We start from the raw sequence: 13,714 nt of genomic DNA, 5'->3' as shown, positions 1-13,714 counted from the left end.
GCGCCGCCACTCACGCGCTGACTTCGCATTCACTCACCGTGAGTTCGGCAAGAATGTCCGTGTCCATATCGACTCCGAGCCCTGGCCGCTCAGTGATCTGGACGTTGGGGAGAATGTACTGGAGGTCGCCAGGTTCCGTGGCGAACTTGATGGGACCGGAGAGTTCGGTGGACACGATGTTCGGGTGGCTGAGGGCCAGGTGGAAACCGGCAGCGGAGGCAACGCTTGTTTCCAGCATGGAACCGATCTGCACTTTGAGTCCGCCGAGTTCAGCCTGAGTGGCCAGACGATGACACGGCGTGATGCCGCCGCTCTTCATCAGTTTAAGGTTGACCATGTCCACCGAGCGGTCGCGGACGAACCGCGCGAGGTCGCTGGCGTCAACCACGGACTCGTCGGCCATGAGGCGGGCGTTCGTGTCCTGGCGGAGGAGTCGGAAGCCATCGATATCGTCCGCGGGGATTGGCTGCTCTACCCAGTCAATCCCGAATGGTTCAAGGGCTCGGATCATGGTGCGTGCGGTGGCGGTATCGCCCCAGCCCTGGTTGGCGTCCACCCGAATGGCCATATCGCTGCCGATCGCTGCCCGGACCGCCCGCACGCGCTCGATGTCCTGCCCGTCACCGCCGCCGAGCTTCATTTTGAGGTGGCGGTAGCCTTCCCCGCGCGCTTGGATTGCCTGCGCCACCAGGACTTCCGGTTCCAGGATGCTCAATACCTTGGCGATGGTTGGCTGTTCAGGCCGCCGGCCGCCGAGCAGTGCGTAGATGGGTCGCCCGGCCGCCTTTCCCGCCAGGTCCCAGCAGGCAATGTCGACGGCTGCTTTCGCCGCTCCACAGCCCTTGAGCGCCTGGTTGAGCCGCTGATGGATGGCAGTGATGTCGCGGGGATCCAAACCCATCACGGCGGGAATCAACTCGGTTTTGAGGGCTTCGACGGTCCCGGTGGGGGTTTCTCCGGTGATGTGGCCGTCCGGAACGCTCTCGCCGTACCCGGTTAAACCGTCGTCGGTCTCGAGGGTAAGGATAACGCTCGGCATTGAGGCGTAAGTGGCATAGGAAACCACAAAGGGTTCCAGCAACGGAACATCGATGAGGGTGACGGTGGCGCGGGAGATCTTCATGTAGGGCTCACTGTTCATAGGGCGGGAAGAAACGAGGAACGAGGGAAGGCGCAGTCAGGGCGTTCCGGGCCCGGCCGCCAAACATGACATCTGGTTTGGCAGTGCATCCGGGCTTCTTACATAACGCTGTTGAGGAATGCGATGGTCCGGGGGTTTTGCGGGTTGTCCAGCACGGATGCCGGCGCCCCTGATTCCACCACCACGCCGCCGTCCATAAAGACGACGTTGTCCGCAGCGCTACGGGCGAAGCCAATTTCATGAGTGACAACGATCATGGTCATGCCATCGGAGGCCAGCGTGCGCATAACGTCGAGGACGTCGCCGACCAGTTCCGGGTCCAGGGCGCTCGTCGGCTCATCAAAGAGCAGGAGTTGGGGGTCCATGGCCAGTGCCCTGGCAATTGCGACCCGCTGCTGCTGCCCCCCGGATAGCTGCGCCGGGTAGGCCTTCGCCAGGTGTGCCAGGCCCACCCGCTCCAGCAAGTCCATTCCGCGCTTGGACGCTTGCTGCTTGGGCACTTTTTTGACTCCCACCGGCGCAACCGAGATGTTCTCCAGGGCAGTCATATGCGGGAAGAGATTGAAGCGCTGAAAAACCATGCCGATGCCGCGCCGCTGCCTGGCCACTTGACGGGGATTCATTTCAAAAATCCGGTCCTGACGCTGGGTATAGCCGATCAGGTCCCCGCCGACGGATATCCGTCCTCCGTCGATCCGCTCCAAATGATTGATGCAACGCAGGAAGGTGGACTTGCCGGAACCGGATGGGCCTAGAAGGCACATAACCTCCCCGGGGTTGACGCTCAGCGAGATGCCCTTCAACACCTCCACGCTGCCGTAGCGTTTGCGGACGTTTCTGGCAACGAGGAGCGGCGAGGCGGCGGGGCCGACCGCGTGCTCATGGGTGGCGAGGGCATCGGTCATGGCTGAAGTCCTTTCGATTCTGCGTGGGGCTTGCCGTGTTTGCGGAGTGTGGAGATCATCCTGCCCAGGGGTGTGGGAGTCTGCTGACGTACGTTTCCACGGCCGTAGTGCCGCTCCAGGTAGTACTGCGGAACGGATAGCACCGTGGTCAGGAACAGGTACCAGCAGCTGACCACCACGAGCAGTTCCACCTGGCGCAGGCTCTGCGAAGAGATTTGCGTTGCCACGGTATAGAGCTCGAGTACCGCGATGACTGACAACAGCGAGGTGTTTTTCAACATCGAGATGGTCTCGTTGCCCATCGGCGGGATGATCACGCGCATCGCTTGCGGCAGCACCACCCGGAAAAGGGCGAAGGCTGGTGACATCCCGAGCGAATACGCGGCTTCGTGCTGGCCGGTATCCACTGAAAGCATCCCTCCCCGGATTATTTCCGCTGAATACGCGGCCTGGTTCAACGTCATGGCCAGCAGCCCGGCCGTGAACGCTGGAACCAGTGCGTTGGTGTCCATGGAGAAGAACGTGAAGTCAGTGAACGGGAGGCCCAGGGAAATCTGTGAATAGAGCAGCCCCAGGTAGCCCCAAAAGACGACTTGGATCAGCAGTGGGGTGCCTCGGAAGACCCACACGTAGAGCCAGGCGAAGGCGTTCATCACCGGATTTCTGGACAGGCGCATCACCGCGAGCAGCACGCCAAGCAGGGTGGACACGAGCATGGAAATGACCGTCAGCGCCAGGGTAAGGCCTATTCCGCCGAGGATCCGGGGATGGAACAGGTAGTTCTTGATGGTCGAGTGGTCGATGTTCGGGTTGGACCACAGCGATGACAAAAGGGCCACAAACCCGAGAGCCAGCACTGCCGCGACTACCCAGCGCCACGGGTGGCGCAACGGAACAGCTACAACATCGTCCTCGGCGGTGCCGACGATTGCGGTTTCGGTTGCGGTCTCAGCCGTTACTCTCCGGGATGGGAGCGTGCTTGCCTGTTTCATGGTTTGGCCGTACCCAAGTTGAGGCCGGTTTCCTTGACCCTGTAGTCGGAGAGGTCGTACTTCTCAAGGATCGTGCCATAACTGCCGTCGGCGACGATCGCCTGAAGGGCTGCCAGCAACGCCTTGCCGAGCTCCGCATCCTTCTTAAGGACACCGATCCCGGTGTAGACCGGGTTGTAGCCGGCAGGGTTTGCCGGGTCTTTGACGATGTCGAAGATCTTGCCGTTCCCGGCAGTCTTGGCGGCGTAGGCAGCCGCGGCGGAATCGACGACGTCAGCTGCGGCTTTTCCTGAACGGACGGCCGTCTGGACATCCGTTTCCAGCGGAAGTTCGGAGACGCTCACCGGTTCTGATCCCTTGTCCCTGCACTGCTGGTCATAGCTGCGGAGAATCTCCGCCTGCACAGTCGCCTTCTGCACGGCTACGTTCCTGCCGCAAAGGTCCATCACGGTCGTGATGCGGTCCGGGTTGCCCTTGGGCACGAGGATGGAGAACCCGGCATGAAAGTAGTCCACGAAGTTCAGGGTCGCCTGGCGCTCGGCGGTGTCGTTCATCCCTGACATGATGATGTCGTTCTTGCCCGACTGCAGCGACGGAATGATGCTGTCGAAAGCCTGGGTCTGCAGTTCCAGGCGGACCCCGAGCTTCGCGCCCAGGGCCTGGGCAAGGTCGTAGTCCAGACCCGTGAGTTTTTGGTTCTCATCGAACATCTCCATCGGCGGGTACGGAATGTCCGATGCCACCTTGATGACTCCGGCTGACTTGTAGCGCTCTGGCAGGGCCGCTGCTGCAGCGGGGTCGACGTCGGCGGCGGACAAAGTCTTCGAATCCGCCGCGGGCACTGCTCCTCCCGAACAGGCCGCTAGTCCGAAGGTGAGGGTCAGGCCGGCAGCGCCAAGGGCCTGGCGCGCGATACGCGCGGAAACCGTACGATTCCTGGGTCGCATTCTGTACTCCTGGTGTTGGGTAAGGGTTATGCCTGGTTGGTTTTGGTCAGCCGGTACCAGCCGGTTCGGGTGACTCCGGACGCGTTGTAGCCGGATGCGAAGGCCGGTTCGAAGATTCCGCGGATCCGCAACCGCCACAGTCCCGCTTCATCGGAGTCCGCGGCCCTCAGCGCCACGATGTCTTGCGGTGCACGGCACCATAGGGTGTCCGGCGTTTCGAGGAGGACCGGCCTGGAGTCCGGGCCGTACTCCAGAATGTTGTTCAGGGCCGTTTCGGGCAGTTCCAGTTCTTCGACGGACCCTTCGCTGCAACTGATGCTCCGCCTGGAGGACAAAGGCCAAACGGCGACGAGCCGGTCGCTTTCATCGTTGGCGTTGATGTCGTCCTGCATTTCGCCGTAAAAATCGCGTGCGTACTCGAATGCATGGGCTCCGAGTTTCGTGAGGTTGAAACGGGCGTTCCGGCTGACCAGCGGGTCAAAGGTCCACGTCATGGTCTCGATTCCGCGGGCAAGCGACCACGCCCGCTGATGCTGTTTGAGCGCGAAACCGACGCCTTTGTCCGCCGCGCCGGGCAGGACACCGGCGATCAGGGAATAGGTAGCCGCTCCGCCGGGGGACACGATGCCGACGGCGGCTCCGCGCAGGGCCCCGTCCGCGTTGTATGCAGCGGAAACATTGCAGCCTGCGTGCGAAATGCTCCGCAGCAAATCGAAAGGAACAGGCGCTCCGTGGGGAGACATACCCCAGATCGCGATGAGCAGCCCTTCAACGTCCCTGAGCTTGTCGCGGTCATGTTCGTCGATGACCCGGACGCCGGCCCTGGATGCTGCGGCTGCTGCCGCTTCCCCGGCCTGGCGTGCTGTTGGACTGGCTTCAACAATAAGTGACATGCATCAACTATTGGCTTTGCCGGTGCCGGCTGGCTTCGGTGCCAGACACCAACGTCAGTCCTTCAACTTGTGGGCCAGCACTAGGGGCCGTAGATTTACGCCTTGTGGAAACCATCCCGAAAACCCCGGGCAGCATCGATTTGCCTGACCTCCTGCAAGTGCTTGCGAACTCCGGACTGGTTCTCCGCTCACACGGAACTACGCCCGGGCTCTCCCTGACGAGCCCGTCCCTCTACGATCCCCTCGCGCCTTTGGAAGGGCTCCGGGGAGGGATCTTGCTGGGGATCGGACTCCACCCCGCGGAACCGGAAACAACCGTCGTCGTCCGGGAAGCAGCGCAAGCTGGCTTCGGCGCGATCGTGCTCAAGCAGCTGTCTCAGGACATCGAAGAACTCGCGAACACAGCTGACCAGGCCGGCATAGCACTTTTGGTCGTCGACGACGCCGTGGGGTGGCGGCAACTCGATGCGCTCCTGGAATCTGCCCTCAGCGCCTCCGCGGAAGCCAACCGGTCGGCCTCGCCGCTGGGAGTGGGCGACCTGTTTGCCCTAGCCAACGCCATTGCCGCACTGGTAGGTGGGGCCACGGCCATCGAAAACCTCCAGGAACAGGTTCTGGCATACTCCACCCTCCCCCACCAACCGATCGACGACGACCGGCGGAACGGAATCCTGGGGCGCCAGGTTCCCTACCTGCCGGAGAATGCCGGTCAATATGCCAGCGTGTTCCGGGCCCGCGGCGCCGTGCGCATTGAAGGTGTCCGTCCGGCAATGGACCGTCTGGCCATCGCCGTTCGTGCCGGTAACCAGCCGCTGGGGTCTATCTGGGTAGTGGACGCCAACGGGGACCTGGATTCCGACGCGGAGCAGGCGCTCGAGCGCGCCGCGGATATCGCAGTCCTCCACATCCTGAGGGCGCGAAGCACCATCGACCTTGCGCGGCAACAACGGGCCGAGCTCCTCCGCCGGCTCCTCGAAGGGGGAGACGACGTCCAGCTTGTAGCAGAACAGCTCGGACTGAAGCACTCGGGCCCCTTCGCCGTCGCGGCTTTCCAACTGGACCTCGGCCAGTCCGACGAGCTGTCCCTGATCCGGCTCGTCGACCTTGTCACGACCCAGTGCGAAGCGCACGGGCAAGGTGCGCAGTGCGTACTCATCGGCACCACGATTTATGCGTTGTTCACCGAGGCCCCCGCCTCGGGCCCCGGATCCATTGAGGCGCTGGCCCGCCGCCTGATCGAGCGTTCAGCTGCGTCGCTGCGGGTCAAGCTGCGGGTGTCAACGGGCTCGACCGTCACCACCGCCGCAGACATCAGCCGTTCCCGGCACGACGCGGACCTCGTCCTGCTGATGCTCGCCTCCGGGCGGAGCGCCGGCGACTACGCCAACGCTCAGGAAGTGCGCAGCCGTCTGACCTTGCTGGAACTCAGTGCGCTTTTCCGGAACACGCCTCATCTTGTGTCTCCGGCCGCTGCCAGCATGAGGAAGTACGACGCCGAATCAGGAACCGAATACGCGAGAACTTTGCGCACCTACCTCGATTTCTCCCGCGATTCCGCCAAAACCTCGGCGGCACTTTCAGTGCACCAGAACACGCTCCGCTACCGCTTGCGGCGTCTCCGGGAACTTTTTGGAATTGATGTGGACAACCCCGAAGACACAGTGGTCTTGTGGCTCAGTCTGCACGTTCAGGAGTTGCTGTAGGGAAATCGCCCCTACCTCGATGCGTGCCTTACGTGGCGACGGGCGGGCCCGGGCCGGGGCAGGAACTATAGGGTGACGCCGATCAGCAGCGGTTCCGGGTGCAGTTCGATCCCGAAGCGTTCGACGACGCCGTGGCGCACCTCGCGCGCAACGGCCAGCATGTCCGCCGTGCTCGCCCCGCCCCGGTTCGTGATGGCGAGAGTGTGCTTGGTGGAAAGCGATGCCCTGCCGCCCGAGACGCTGTCCGGGGCCAGCCCAAAGCCCTTGGCGAAGCCGGACTGGTCGATCAGCCACGCCGCCGAGAGCTTGGTCAGCCCGTCGGCACCGCCGGGGTAGCGCGGGGCGTCCTGCGGCAGCCGTGCCGCGACGTCCTCGGACACGATCGGGTTGGTGAAAAAGGACCCCGTCGAGTAAGTGTCCCGGTCGGCCGCATTCCACACCATGCCCTTGGAGGCCCGCAGCCGCAGCACTTCGCGGCGGACGTCGTTGGAGTAGGCCCGCTGGCCCTGCTCGACGCCGAGCGCCCGGGCGAGTTCGGCGTAGCGGATCGGGGCGCTCATCCGGCCGAGCGGGAGCTGGAATTCCACGGTGAGGACCACATAGCGCGGCGAACCGTTGACGGTGGCCTGCTTCAGGACGGAGTCACGGTAGCCGAACTTGAGTTCGGAATTCGTGAAAGTCTTGACCGCGTTCCGTTCCCGGTCCCACGTACGGACTGCGGCGATCGTCTGCGAGACGTCGGCGCCGTAGGCGCCGACGTTCTGCACGGGAGTGGCTCCCGTGGCTCCGGGAATTCCGGAGAGCGCTTCGACGCCGGACCAGGCATGCCTCACGGCGTGGTCAACGAAGGCATCCCAGTTGTGGCCGGCCTGCACCACCACCGCCACGCCGCCGCAGGAGTCCTCGGCGTTGACGGTAAAGCCCGCCGAAGCGATCTTAAGTACCGTTCCGGGGAACCCGGCGTCGGACACCAGCAGGTTGGAACCGCCGCCGATGATCAGCAGGGGCTGGCCGGCGGCGTCCGCCGACCGCACGGCATCGATGATCTCGGCCTCGCTGCGGGCTTCAATGTAGCTGCCGGCGGGGCCCCCGACAGCGGAGGTGGTCAGGGCGGAGAGCAGAATCGGGGTCACCTGAACAGCCTAGCCGGGATCGTGCGCCGGCCTAAGCCGGTGGTGGCTTGTACTTAGCTAGGCGGCGGGAACGGCTGCGGGGAGTTTGCGCGCCACCGGGGAGAGCAGGAAGCTGCCGATCAGCATCACCATGACGGCCAGCAGCGAGTGCAGGATGCCCACGTGTTCGGCCAGGAGCCCCAGCAGCGGCGGACCGCACAGGAACGCGCCGTAGCCGATCGTCGAGACGACGGAGACGCGTGCGGCAGCCTTGCCGGGATCGTCGGCGGCGGCGGACATGCCCACCGGGAAACCAAGGGAGGCGCCAAGCCCCCAAATGGCCAGGGCCACGTAGGCCAGCCACGGCACGGAGGCGAAGACGAACAATCCGAGGCCTGCTACGGCCAATGCGGCGCACCACCGCATCACCGGGACGCGGCCGAACCGGTCCAGGACGAGCGTTCCGGCGAAGCGGCCCACCGTCATGAAGGTGACGAACAGTCCATATCCGGCGGCCCCGGCGGCGTCAGACTGGCCGTGGCCGTCCGCGAGCGCCAGTGCCACCCAGTCCCCCGCCGCCCCTTCGGCGAGGGCAAGGCCCAGGACCAGCACGCCCAGCAGCAGGGTGCGCCGGTCCCGCCAGGCCTGGGCGATCTGGCGTTTGTTGTCCAGCGGCTGTTCGGGGACCGCGTCCGCCTGCCGGACGATGGGGATGGGCCCGGTGGAGGGATCTTCGAAGGTATCTGTCCCGGAGGCCGCGAACGGTTGTTCCCCCTGCAGCGGCGTGATGTCGGCGCGGAACCACGCCGCAGCGGTCGTCACGGAACCGGCCACCAACAGGCCGGCCGCGGCGAGGTGCCAGAAGACCGGGATCCCGGCGCCGGCAGCCCACGCACCCAGCCCGGCTCCGGCCACTGTCCCCAGGCTAAAGGAGCCGTGCAGCCGGGGCATGATGTGGCGGCGGACGGCGCGTTCCACCGCGGCGCCTTCGACGTTGGACGCCGTGTTCCAGCTGGCGGTACCCAGCCCGATGATTGACAGTCCCGCGGCGACCGCCACCGGGTTGGCGAGCACGGAGGTGCCGAAGCCTGCCAGCATCAGCCCGAACCCGACCATGATGCTGCCGATCCGGATGGTGCGCTTCGAGCCCAGCCGAAGGACAATCAGGCCAGAGGCGGACACGGACAGGAAGGACCCCGCCGTCATGCAGAGCAGGAGCAGCCCGATGGTGCCGGGAGTCAGGTCCAGACCGTCGCGGATGGCCGGCAGCCGGGATACCCACGTGGAAAACGCGATTCCGCTGGCCGCATAGGCCACCACCACGGCATTCCGCCAGTGCGTGATCTCGGCAGCCGGGACGAAGACGTCTTTAGTCTCCTTGGTCACAGCAGCGCCACAGGCTACGCCAGCCTGACGACGGCCTGGGCCTTGACCAAGACTTTCTGACCGGCCGAGACGACCGTGAGGTCGACGCGGGCGGTGCCGGCGTCGGCGTCGAGCGCTCCGATGGCGCCGCTGACCTCGATCACGGCGCCGGCTTCCGGCGTCCCCGTGGTGTCGGCCACCGGCACCGGCTTGGTGAAGCGGGTCTGGAAGTCCACGACGGCGGCGGGGTCGCCGGCCCAGTCGGTGACGAGCTGGACGGCCGCGCCCATCGTGAACATGCCGTGGGCGATCACGCCCGGCAGGCCCACGCCCGTGGCGAAGGCCTCGTTCCAGTGGATCGGGTTGAAGTCACCGGATGCGCCGGCGTACTTGACGAGGTCGGTGCGGGTGACGGCGATGCTGCGGCTGCCGATGTCCTGGCCGACCGTAAGTCCTGCGATGTTGATGCTCATGGCTACTGTCCCTCTCCGCGGACCAGGATGGACGAGGTGGTGGTGGCAACCGGCTCGCGGACATCGGCGGAATCGCTGTTGCCCAGGGCGAAGATCTCTGAGCGGGTGGTGATCATGGCCCCGCCGCCCATGGCACGGACGCCGTCGACGTGCAGCTCGGCGACCAGCCGGTCCCCGGCAATGATCGGGCGGTGGTGGGTGAACCGCTGGTCGGCGTGGACCACGCGGGAGAAGTCGATGCCGGATTCCGGATCCTCGATCAGCTGCGCGTCGGCGCGCTGGGCGACGATAATGGCGAAGGTCGGCGGCGCGACGAGGTCGAGGTGGCCCAGTGCCTTGGCCGCGGCGACGTCGAAGTGGGCGGGATGAGTGGCCTTGACCGCGCGCGCGAACTCGCGGATCTTCTCGCGGCCGACGTCGTACACCTCTGCGGCAGGGTAGCTGCGCCCCTGCAGATCCGGATTGATAGTCATGGTTCCAGCCTATCGCCACGCCCGCGGCGCCCCGGCTTCATGACAGGGTGCGCGCCGGGCAGCAGAGTGCTTGACCCGGGCGTGCACCGGGGCCAAGCGGGCAGTGGCGCCCGACTCGGGCCGGGCGGGGCTTGACCGATGCGATATGATGAAAACATCAATCCATCAATCCACTGGCGATCGAAGCCCGCCGGGCACCGATGCCGCTGGATCCGAGAAAGCGTTCTCCTGTCATGATCCCCTTCCGCCCATGATCACCCCCGCGCAGACCCCGCTGTACGAAATCAAGGCCAACCTGTTCAAGGCCCTCGCCCACCCGGCCAGGATCCGGATCCTGGAGCTTCTGGCCGCGGCGCCGGACACGGCAGCCCCAGTGAGCTACTTGCTCGCCGAGACGGGCCTGGAGGCCTCGCATTTGTCCCAGCACCTGGCGACGCTGCGCCGGCACGGGGTGGTGACGTCGGTCCGGACGGCGAATGCCGTGACCTACCGGCTGGCTCATCCCAAGATCTCGGAGCTGCTGGCGATCGCCCGGGTCTTCCTGCTGGACAGCCTGGCCGGATCCAGCGAACAGCTTCGGCTGGCGCAGGAACTGCCCGCCGGCCACCTCGGCAGCACAGGCCCCGTAGGCATCCCCGACCGCCTCGGGAGCACCGACGGGCTCGAGAGCACAGCGCCATGAGCGCGGCCCAGACCTCACGCCCGGACCGGGCAACCGGCACTGCCCGGGCACTCATGGCGCGGTTCCTGCCGTCGCGCCGCGACTATGGGCTTCTGCGGTCCGCCTGGAAGACGGACCTGTTCGCCGGCATCACGGTAGGCATTGTGGCGCTCCCCCTGGCCCTGGCCTTCGGGGTGAGTTCCGGCGTCGGCGCAGAGGCCGGACTCATCACGGCGGTGGTGGCCGGGCTGGTGGCGGCCGTCATGGGCGGATCCAACGTCCAGGTCTCCGGCCCCACCGGCGCCATGGTGGTGGTTTTGGCCCCGGTGGTCGCCGCCCACGGTGTCGGCAGCATCGCCTTGGTTTCGGTACTGGCTGGACTGATCGTCATGATCCTGGGGGTGAGCGGACTGGGCCGCGCCGTCGCCTTCATCCCGTGGCCCGTCGTGGAGGGCTTCACGCTCGGCATCGCCGCCATCATCTTCCTGCAGCAGGTCCCCCTGGCCACGGGCACCGAGGCAACGCCGGGCCACAACACCTTCCTGGCCGCCGTCGAGAGCGCGTCGCAGGCTACCGTCCCGGCAGTGCTGCAAACGCTCGCTGTGGTGGCAAGTGTCGCCGCTGTGATGTATCTGCTCCCCAAGCTCAGCAAGGCACTGCCCGCAAGCCTAATTGCGGTGTTGCTCGCCACCGTGGCGGCCGAGGTGCTGGCGCTGGACATCCCACGGATCGGCGCGCTACCGCACTCCCTGCCGGCACCGTCCATGCCGTCCCTGGATCCGGGCGCACTGGGCGGTCTCCTGATGCCTGCCGTGTCGATCGCCACGCTGGCCGCCATCGAATCCCTGCTCTCGGCCCGGGTGGCCTCCGGCATGGCGGGACCGGACGGCCGTCCGTCCGGCGCGTACAGCCCCGACCGCGAGCTCACGGGCCAGGGCCTGGCCTCGATCGCCGCGGGCTTCTTCGGCGGCATGCCGGCGACGGGCGCGATCGCCCGGACCGCCGTGAATGTCCGCTCCGGTGCGAAGACCCGGCTCGCCGCGATAGTGCACGCGCTCGTGCTGCTCGCCATCATCTACCTGGCGGCCGGGCTGGTCGGGCGGATCCCGCTGGCGGCTCTGGCAGGCATCCTCATGGTCACGGCCACCCGAATGGTCTCGCGGCACACGGTCACGGCGATCCTGCGGTCCACCCGGGCCGACGCCGCGGTGTTCGTGATCACGGCCTTCATTACGGTCGCCTTCGACCTCATTGTGGCCATCCAGATCGGATTCGCCGCGGCTGCCGTGTTCACGTTGCGGACGTTCGCTTCCCTGAGCGGGGTCCGGCGCGAGGCGGTTCCCGGACCGACGCTTCCCGGGGATGAGCACATCGCGATTTTCCGGCTGGACGGGGCGATGTTCTTCGGCGCCGCGGAGCGGGTCCTGCAGGAGATCGGCCAGGTCAAAGACATCCAGGTGGCCATCATCCGGCTGTCGCAGCTGCGGATGCTGGATGCCACCGGCGCCCACGCGCTCGTGGAGGTGATTTCCGCACTGGAGTTGCGCGGCGTCACGGTCTTGCTGAAGGGGGTCCAGCCACAGCATCTGGAGCTCGTCACCAACGTGGGCGTCATCCGCTCACTGCGGCATCACAAGCACCTGTTCACGTCCCTCCCGGACGCCGTGCAGCATGCCCGGAGCCATGTGCTGCGGAACGCGGCCGCTAGCGCTTGAGGTTCTTCCGGATCGCCTGGCCGCGGACCACAAGCCCGGCAAGGTGCAGGATCAGCCCCAGCCCGATCACCGGCAGTGAGGCGAGGGCCAGGGCCTGGTTGCCGGTGCTGTTGCCCACCACGTTGAGGACGATGCCGAGGGCAATCAGTCCCATGGCGCTGAAGACGAGCACCTTGTAGGCGGTTGACGCGGTGGCCCAGAATTCATTCAGCACCGTGCCAGTCTACCGGGGCCGGCGACGCACGCCGCGATCCGCACAATTTCCGGCGACGCTCAAAATGCCCGGCGACGCCGGAATACGGGCGCGTCCGGCATTTTGCGCGTCGAGGGGCAAATCCAGCCTCAGAACAGGGATTCCTGCACGGCCGGGACGTCGGACTTGTACTCCCCCAGCAGAACCGTCCTCGCCTTCAGCAGGCCCAGGTTCACGATGAATTCCAGGTCCGTTCCGGCCAAACCCGCGACGGCGCAGCTGCCGCTCAGGGAGGCAATCCCGAACCCGTGGTCCCCCGAATCGAACCCGTGCGGGTACGGGTGCCGTGCGGTCCGCGCGCCAGCACCGTTCGGCAGGCAGGCGACCTCCGCCAGGCCGGGTCGCAACCACGGCTCGTCCACGATCCCGAAGCCGTCGGCGGGGACCCGGGACAGCAGGTCCCGGACTTCCGCGGCCAGCCGCCGGTTGAGGGCGTCGAGTTCGACGGCGGCCACGAGCCCGGCCAGCGCTGCGGAGCGGACCTGCTGCGGCAGCCCGGCGTCGCGCGTGATCATGTCCTCAAGGATCCGTACCACGCGGCCGTCCTCGGCGCGGGCGACGTAACGGGCGACGACGGCGCCCTGCTCGGCGAGGCGGTTCCATTTGCGCAGGTGGGAGGCGGTTCCGACCTTGCTGGCACCGCCGGCGAAGGTGGCGATGTAGAGCCAGTGAGGCTGCATGAGGTAGGCGCGCAGGCCCGGCGGGACCCGGCCGCCGCGGTGGAAGTCGTGGATCAGCCGCGAGTCGTCCAGAACGAAGCACCGTTGGCACTGGCTGCCCCGAGCGGCCTCTGCCCGGGCAGGGCAGGGAATGTGGTCCCGGTCCGCGGGGCCGTGCACCTTGTGGTGGCCCAGGCAGCGCTTGCCTGGGGCGGCGAGCCGGAACCCGAGCCGCGTCCCGGCGTCGAGCGCCAGTTCGGTGAAGGCGCCCGCAGGGTCCTGCAGCCGCAGGACGGCACTCCCGGCGGCTGCCTGTCCGGGTCCGGGCTGGCTCCGTCCGGCCGCTGCCGGCTCCGGACCATCCCAAAAGACCCCGTGGACCAGATAACGGGTACCGGTCACGGGGTCTCCTTCAGTGGCGG

14 protein-coding genes are annotated in these 13,714 nt (G+C 66.3%); 3 read left to right on the top strand and 11 right to left on the bottom strand.

Annotated elements, in window-relative coordinates; all coding sequences use genetic code 11:
• Window positions 1-10 precede the first annotated feature (10 nt).
• From ACVWYS_RS03460 to ACVWYS_RS03440, 5 genes are all read right to left on the bottom strand, one after another.
• A complete protein-coding gene (locus ACVWYS_RS03460; protein ID WP_456509346.1) occupies window positions 11-1,123 on the bottom strand; it encodes a mandelate racemase/muconate lactonizing enzyme family protein in 1,113 nt (370 codons plus the stop codon).
• 116 nt (window positions 1,124-1,239) lie between these two features.
• Window positions 1,240-2,046 (bottom strand): amino acid ABC transporter ATP-binding protein, encoded by an 807-nt coding sequence (locus ACVWYS_RS03455; protein WP_456509345.1) that lies wholly within the window; start codon window positions 2,044-2,046, stop codon window positions 1,240-1,242.
• Window positions 2,043-3,038 (bottom strand): amino acid ABC transporter permease, encoded by a 996-nt coding sequence (locus ACVWYS_RS03450; RefSeq protein WP_456508427.1) that lies wholly within the window; start codon window positions 3,036-3,038, stop codon window positions 2,043-2,045. The genes ACVWYS_RS03455 and ACVWYS_RS03450 overlap by 4 nt, the downstream gene beginning before the upstream one ends.
• Window positions 3,035-3,985: an ABC transporter substrate-binding protein gene (locus ACVWYS_RS03445; RefSeq protein WP_456509344.1), complete on the bottom strand. Its 951-nt coding sequence runs from the start codon at window positions 3,983-3,985 to the stop codon at window positions 3,035-3,037. The genes ACVWYS_RS03450 and ACVWYS_RS03445 overlap by 4 nt, the downstream gene beginning before the upstream one ends.
• A gap of 26 nt (window positions 3,986-4,011) precedes the next feature.
• Entirely contained in the window at window positions 4,012-4,878 is an 867-nt protein-coding gene (locus ACVWYS_RS03440) for a GNAT family N-acetyltransferase (protein ID WP_456508425.1), read from the bottom strand.
• A 104-nt stretch (window positions 4,879-4,982) separates the two neighbouring features.
• On the opposite strand from ACVWYS_RS03440, the gene ACVWYS_RS03435 reads away from it, so the two are divergent.
• Window positions 4,983-6,581, top strand: a complete 1,599-nt coding sequence (locus tag ACVWYS_RS03435) for a PucR family transcriptional regulator (protein WP_456508424.1) — start codon at window positions 4,983-4,985, stop codon at window positions 6,579-6,581.
• Window positions 6,582-6,646: 65 nt separating this feature from the next.
• Here ACVWYS_RS03435 and ACVWYS_RS03430 read toward each other — a convergent pair whose 3' ends face one another.
• The 4 genes from ACVWYS_RS03430 to ACVWYS_RS03415 are packed head-to-tail and all read right to left on the bottom strand — an operon-like array spanning window position 6,647 to window position 10,004.
• Complete coding sequence (locus ACVWYS_RS03430; protein WP_116765138.1) at window positions 6,647-7,714, bottom strand: UDP-N-acetylmuramate dehydrogenase; 1,068 nt, start codon at window positions 7,712-7,714, stop codon at window positions 6,647-6,649.
• A 57-nt stretch (window positions 7,715-7,771) separates the two neighbouring features.
• Window positions 7,772-9,079 carry an MFS transporter gene (locus ACVWYS_RS03425; RefSeq protein ID WP_344362033.1) on the bottom strand — a complete coding sequence of 436 codons (1,308 nt, stop codon included), beginning with the start codon at window positions 9,077-9,079 and terminating at the stop codon, window positions 7,772-7,774.
• A 14-nt stretch (window positions 9,080-9,093) separates the two neighbouring features.
• Window positions 9,094-9,531 (bottom strand): MaoC family dehydratase, encoded by a 438-nt coding sequence (locus ACVWYS_RS03420; RefSeq protein ID WP_116765140.1) that lies wholly within the window; start codon window positions 9,529-9,531, stop codon window positions 9,094-9,096.
• Between the two features lie 2 nt (window positions 9,532-9,533).
• Window positions 9,534-10,004, bottom strand: coding sequence for an FAS1-like dehydratase domain-containing protein (locus ACVWYS_RS03415; protein WP_116765141.1), 471 nt, complete (start codon window positions 10,002-10,004; stop codon window positions 9,534-9,536).
• Window positions 10,005-10,254: 250 nt separating this feature from the next.
• Between ACVWYS_RS03415 and ACVWYS_RS03410 the strand changes: the two genes are divergently transcribed.
• The gene (locus ACVWYS_RS03410) at window positions 10,255-10,686 is read left to right on the top strand and encodes an ArsR/SmtB family transcription factor (protein ID WP_116765142.1); all 432 of its coding nucleotides are present in this window, start codon (window positions 10,255-10,257) and stop codon (window positions 10,684-10,686) included.
• Window positions 10,683-12,380, top strand: coding sequence for a SulP family inorganic anion transporter (locus tag ACVWYS_RS03405; RefSeq protein WP_456508423.1), 1,698 nt, complete (start codon window positions 10,683-10,685; stop codon window positions 12,378-12,380). Before ACVWYS_RS03410 ends, ACVWYS_RS03405 begins: the two co-directional genes overlap by 4 nt.
• On the opposite strand, the gene ACVWYS_RS03400 is transcribed toward ACVWYS_RS03405, so the two are convergent.
• Together ACVWYS_RS03400 and ACVWYS_RS03395 are read right to left on the bottom strand one after the other, a co-directional pair.
• Window positions 12,370-12,594 (bottom strand): DUF3188 domain-containing protein, encoded by a 225-nt coding sequence (locus tag ACVWYS_RS03400; protein WP_116765144.1) that lies wholly within the window; start codon window positions 12,592-12,594, stop codon window positions 12,370-12,372. The two genes, ACVWYS_RS03405 and ACVWYS_RS03400, sit on opposite strands and share 11 nt — an antisense overlap.
• 128 nt (window positions 12,595-12,722) lie before the next feature.
• Window positions 12,723-13,694, bottom strand: coding sequence for a DUF2797 domain-containing protein (locus ACVWYS_RS03395; protein ID WP_456508422.1), 972 nt, complete (start codon window positions 13,692-13,694; stop codon window positions 12,723-12,725).
• Window positions 13,695-13,714 lie beyond the last annotated feature (20 nt).

Source organism: Arthrobacter sp. TE12231, from assembly GCF_054062895.1.
Note: the sequence above shows the minus strand (reverse complement) of the source record. Positions and strands in the feature narration are given on the sequence as shown.

Bases quoted from the DNA above. Each gene is read 5' to 3' on its own strand.
- ACVWYS_RS03405 (WP_456508423.1), top strand. From the start codon at position 10,683: ATGAGCGCGGCCCAGACCTCACGCCCGGACCGGGCAACCGGCACTGCC.
- ACVWYS_RS03415 (WP_116765141.1), bottom strand. From the start codon at position 10,004: ATGACTATCAATCCGGATCTGCAGGGGCGCAGCTACCCTGCCGCAGAG.
- ACVWYS_RS03455 (WP_456509345.1), bottom strand. From the start codon at position 2,046: ATGACCGATGCCCTCGCCACCCATGAGCACGCGGTCGGCCCCGCCGCC.
- ACVWYS_RS03420 (WP_116765140.1), bottom strand. From the start codon at position 9,531: ATGAGCATCAACATCGCAGGACTTACGGTCGGCCAGGACATCGGCAGC.
- ACVWYS_RS03440 (WP_456508425.1), bottom strand. From the start codon at position 4,878: ATGTCACTTATTGTTGAAGCCAGTCCAACAGCACGCCAGGCCGGGGAA.
- ACVWYS_RS03450 (WP_456508427.1), bottom strand. From the start codon at position 3,038: ATGAAACAGGCAAGCACGCTCCCATCCCGGAGAGTAACGGCTGAGACC.
- ACVWYS_RS03460 (WP_456509346.1), bottom strand. From the start codon at position 1,123: ATGAAGATCTCCCGCGCCACCGTCACCCTCATCGATGTTCCGTTGCTG.
- ACVWYS_RS03445 (WP_456509344.1), bottom strand. From the start codon at position 3,985: ATGCGACCCAGGAATCGTACGGTTTCCGCGCGTATCGCGCGCCAGGCC.
- ACVWYS_RS03410 (WP_116765142.1), top strand. From the start codon at position 10,255: ATGATCACCCCCGCGCAGACCCCGCTGTACGAAATCAAGGCCAACCTG.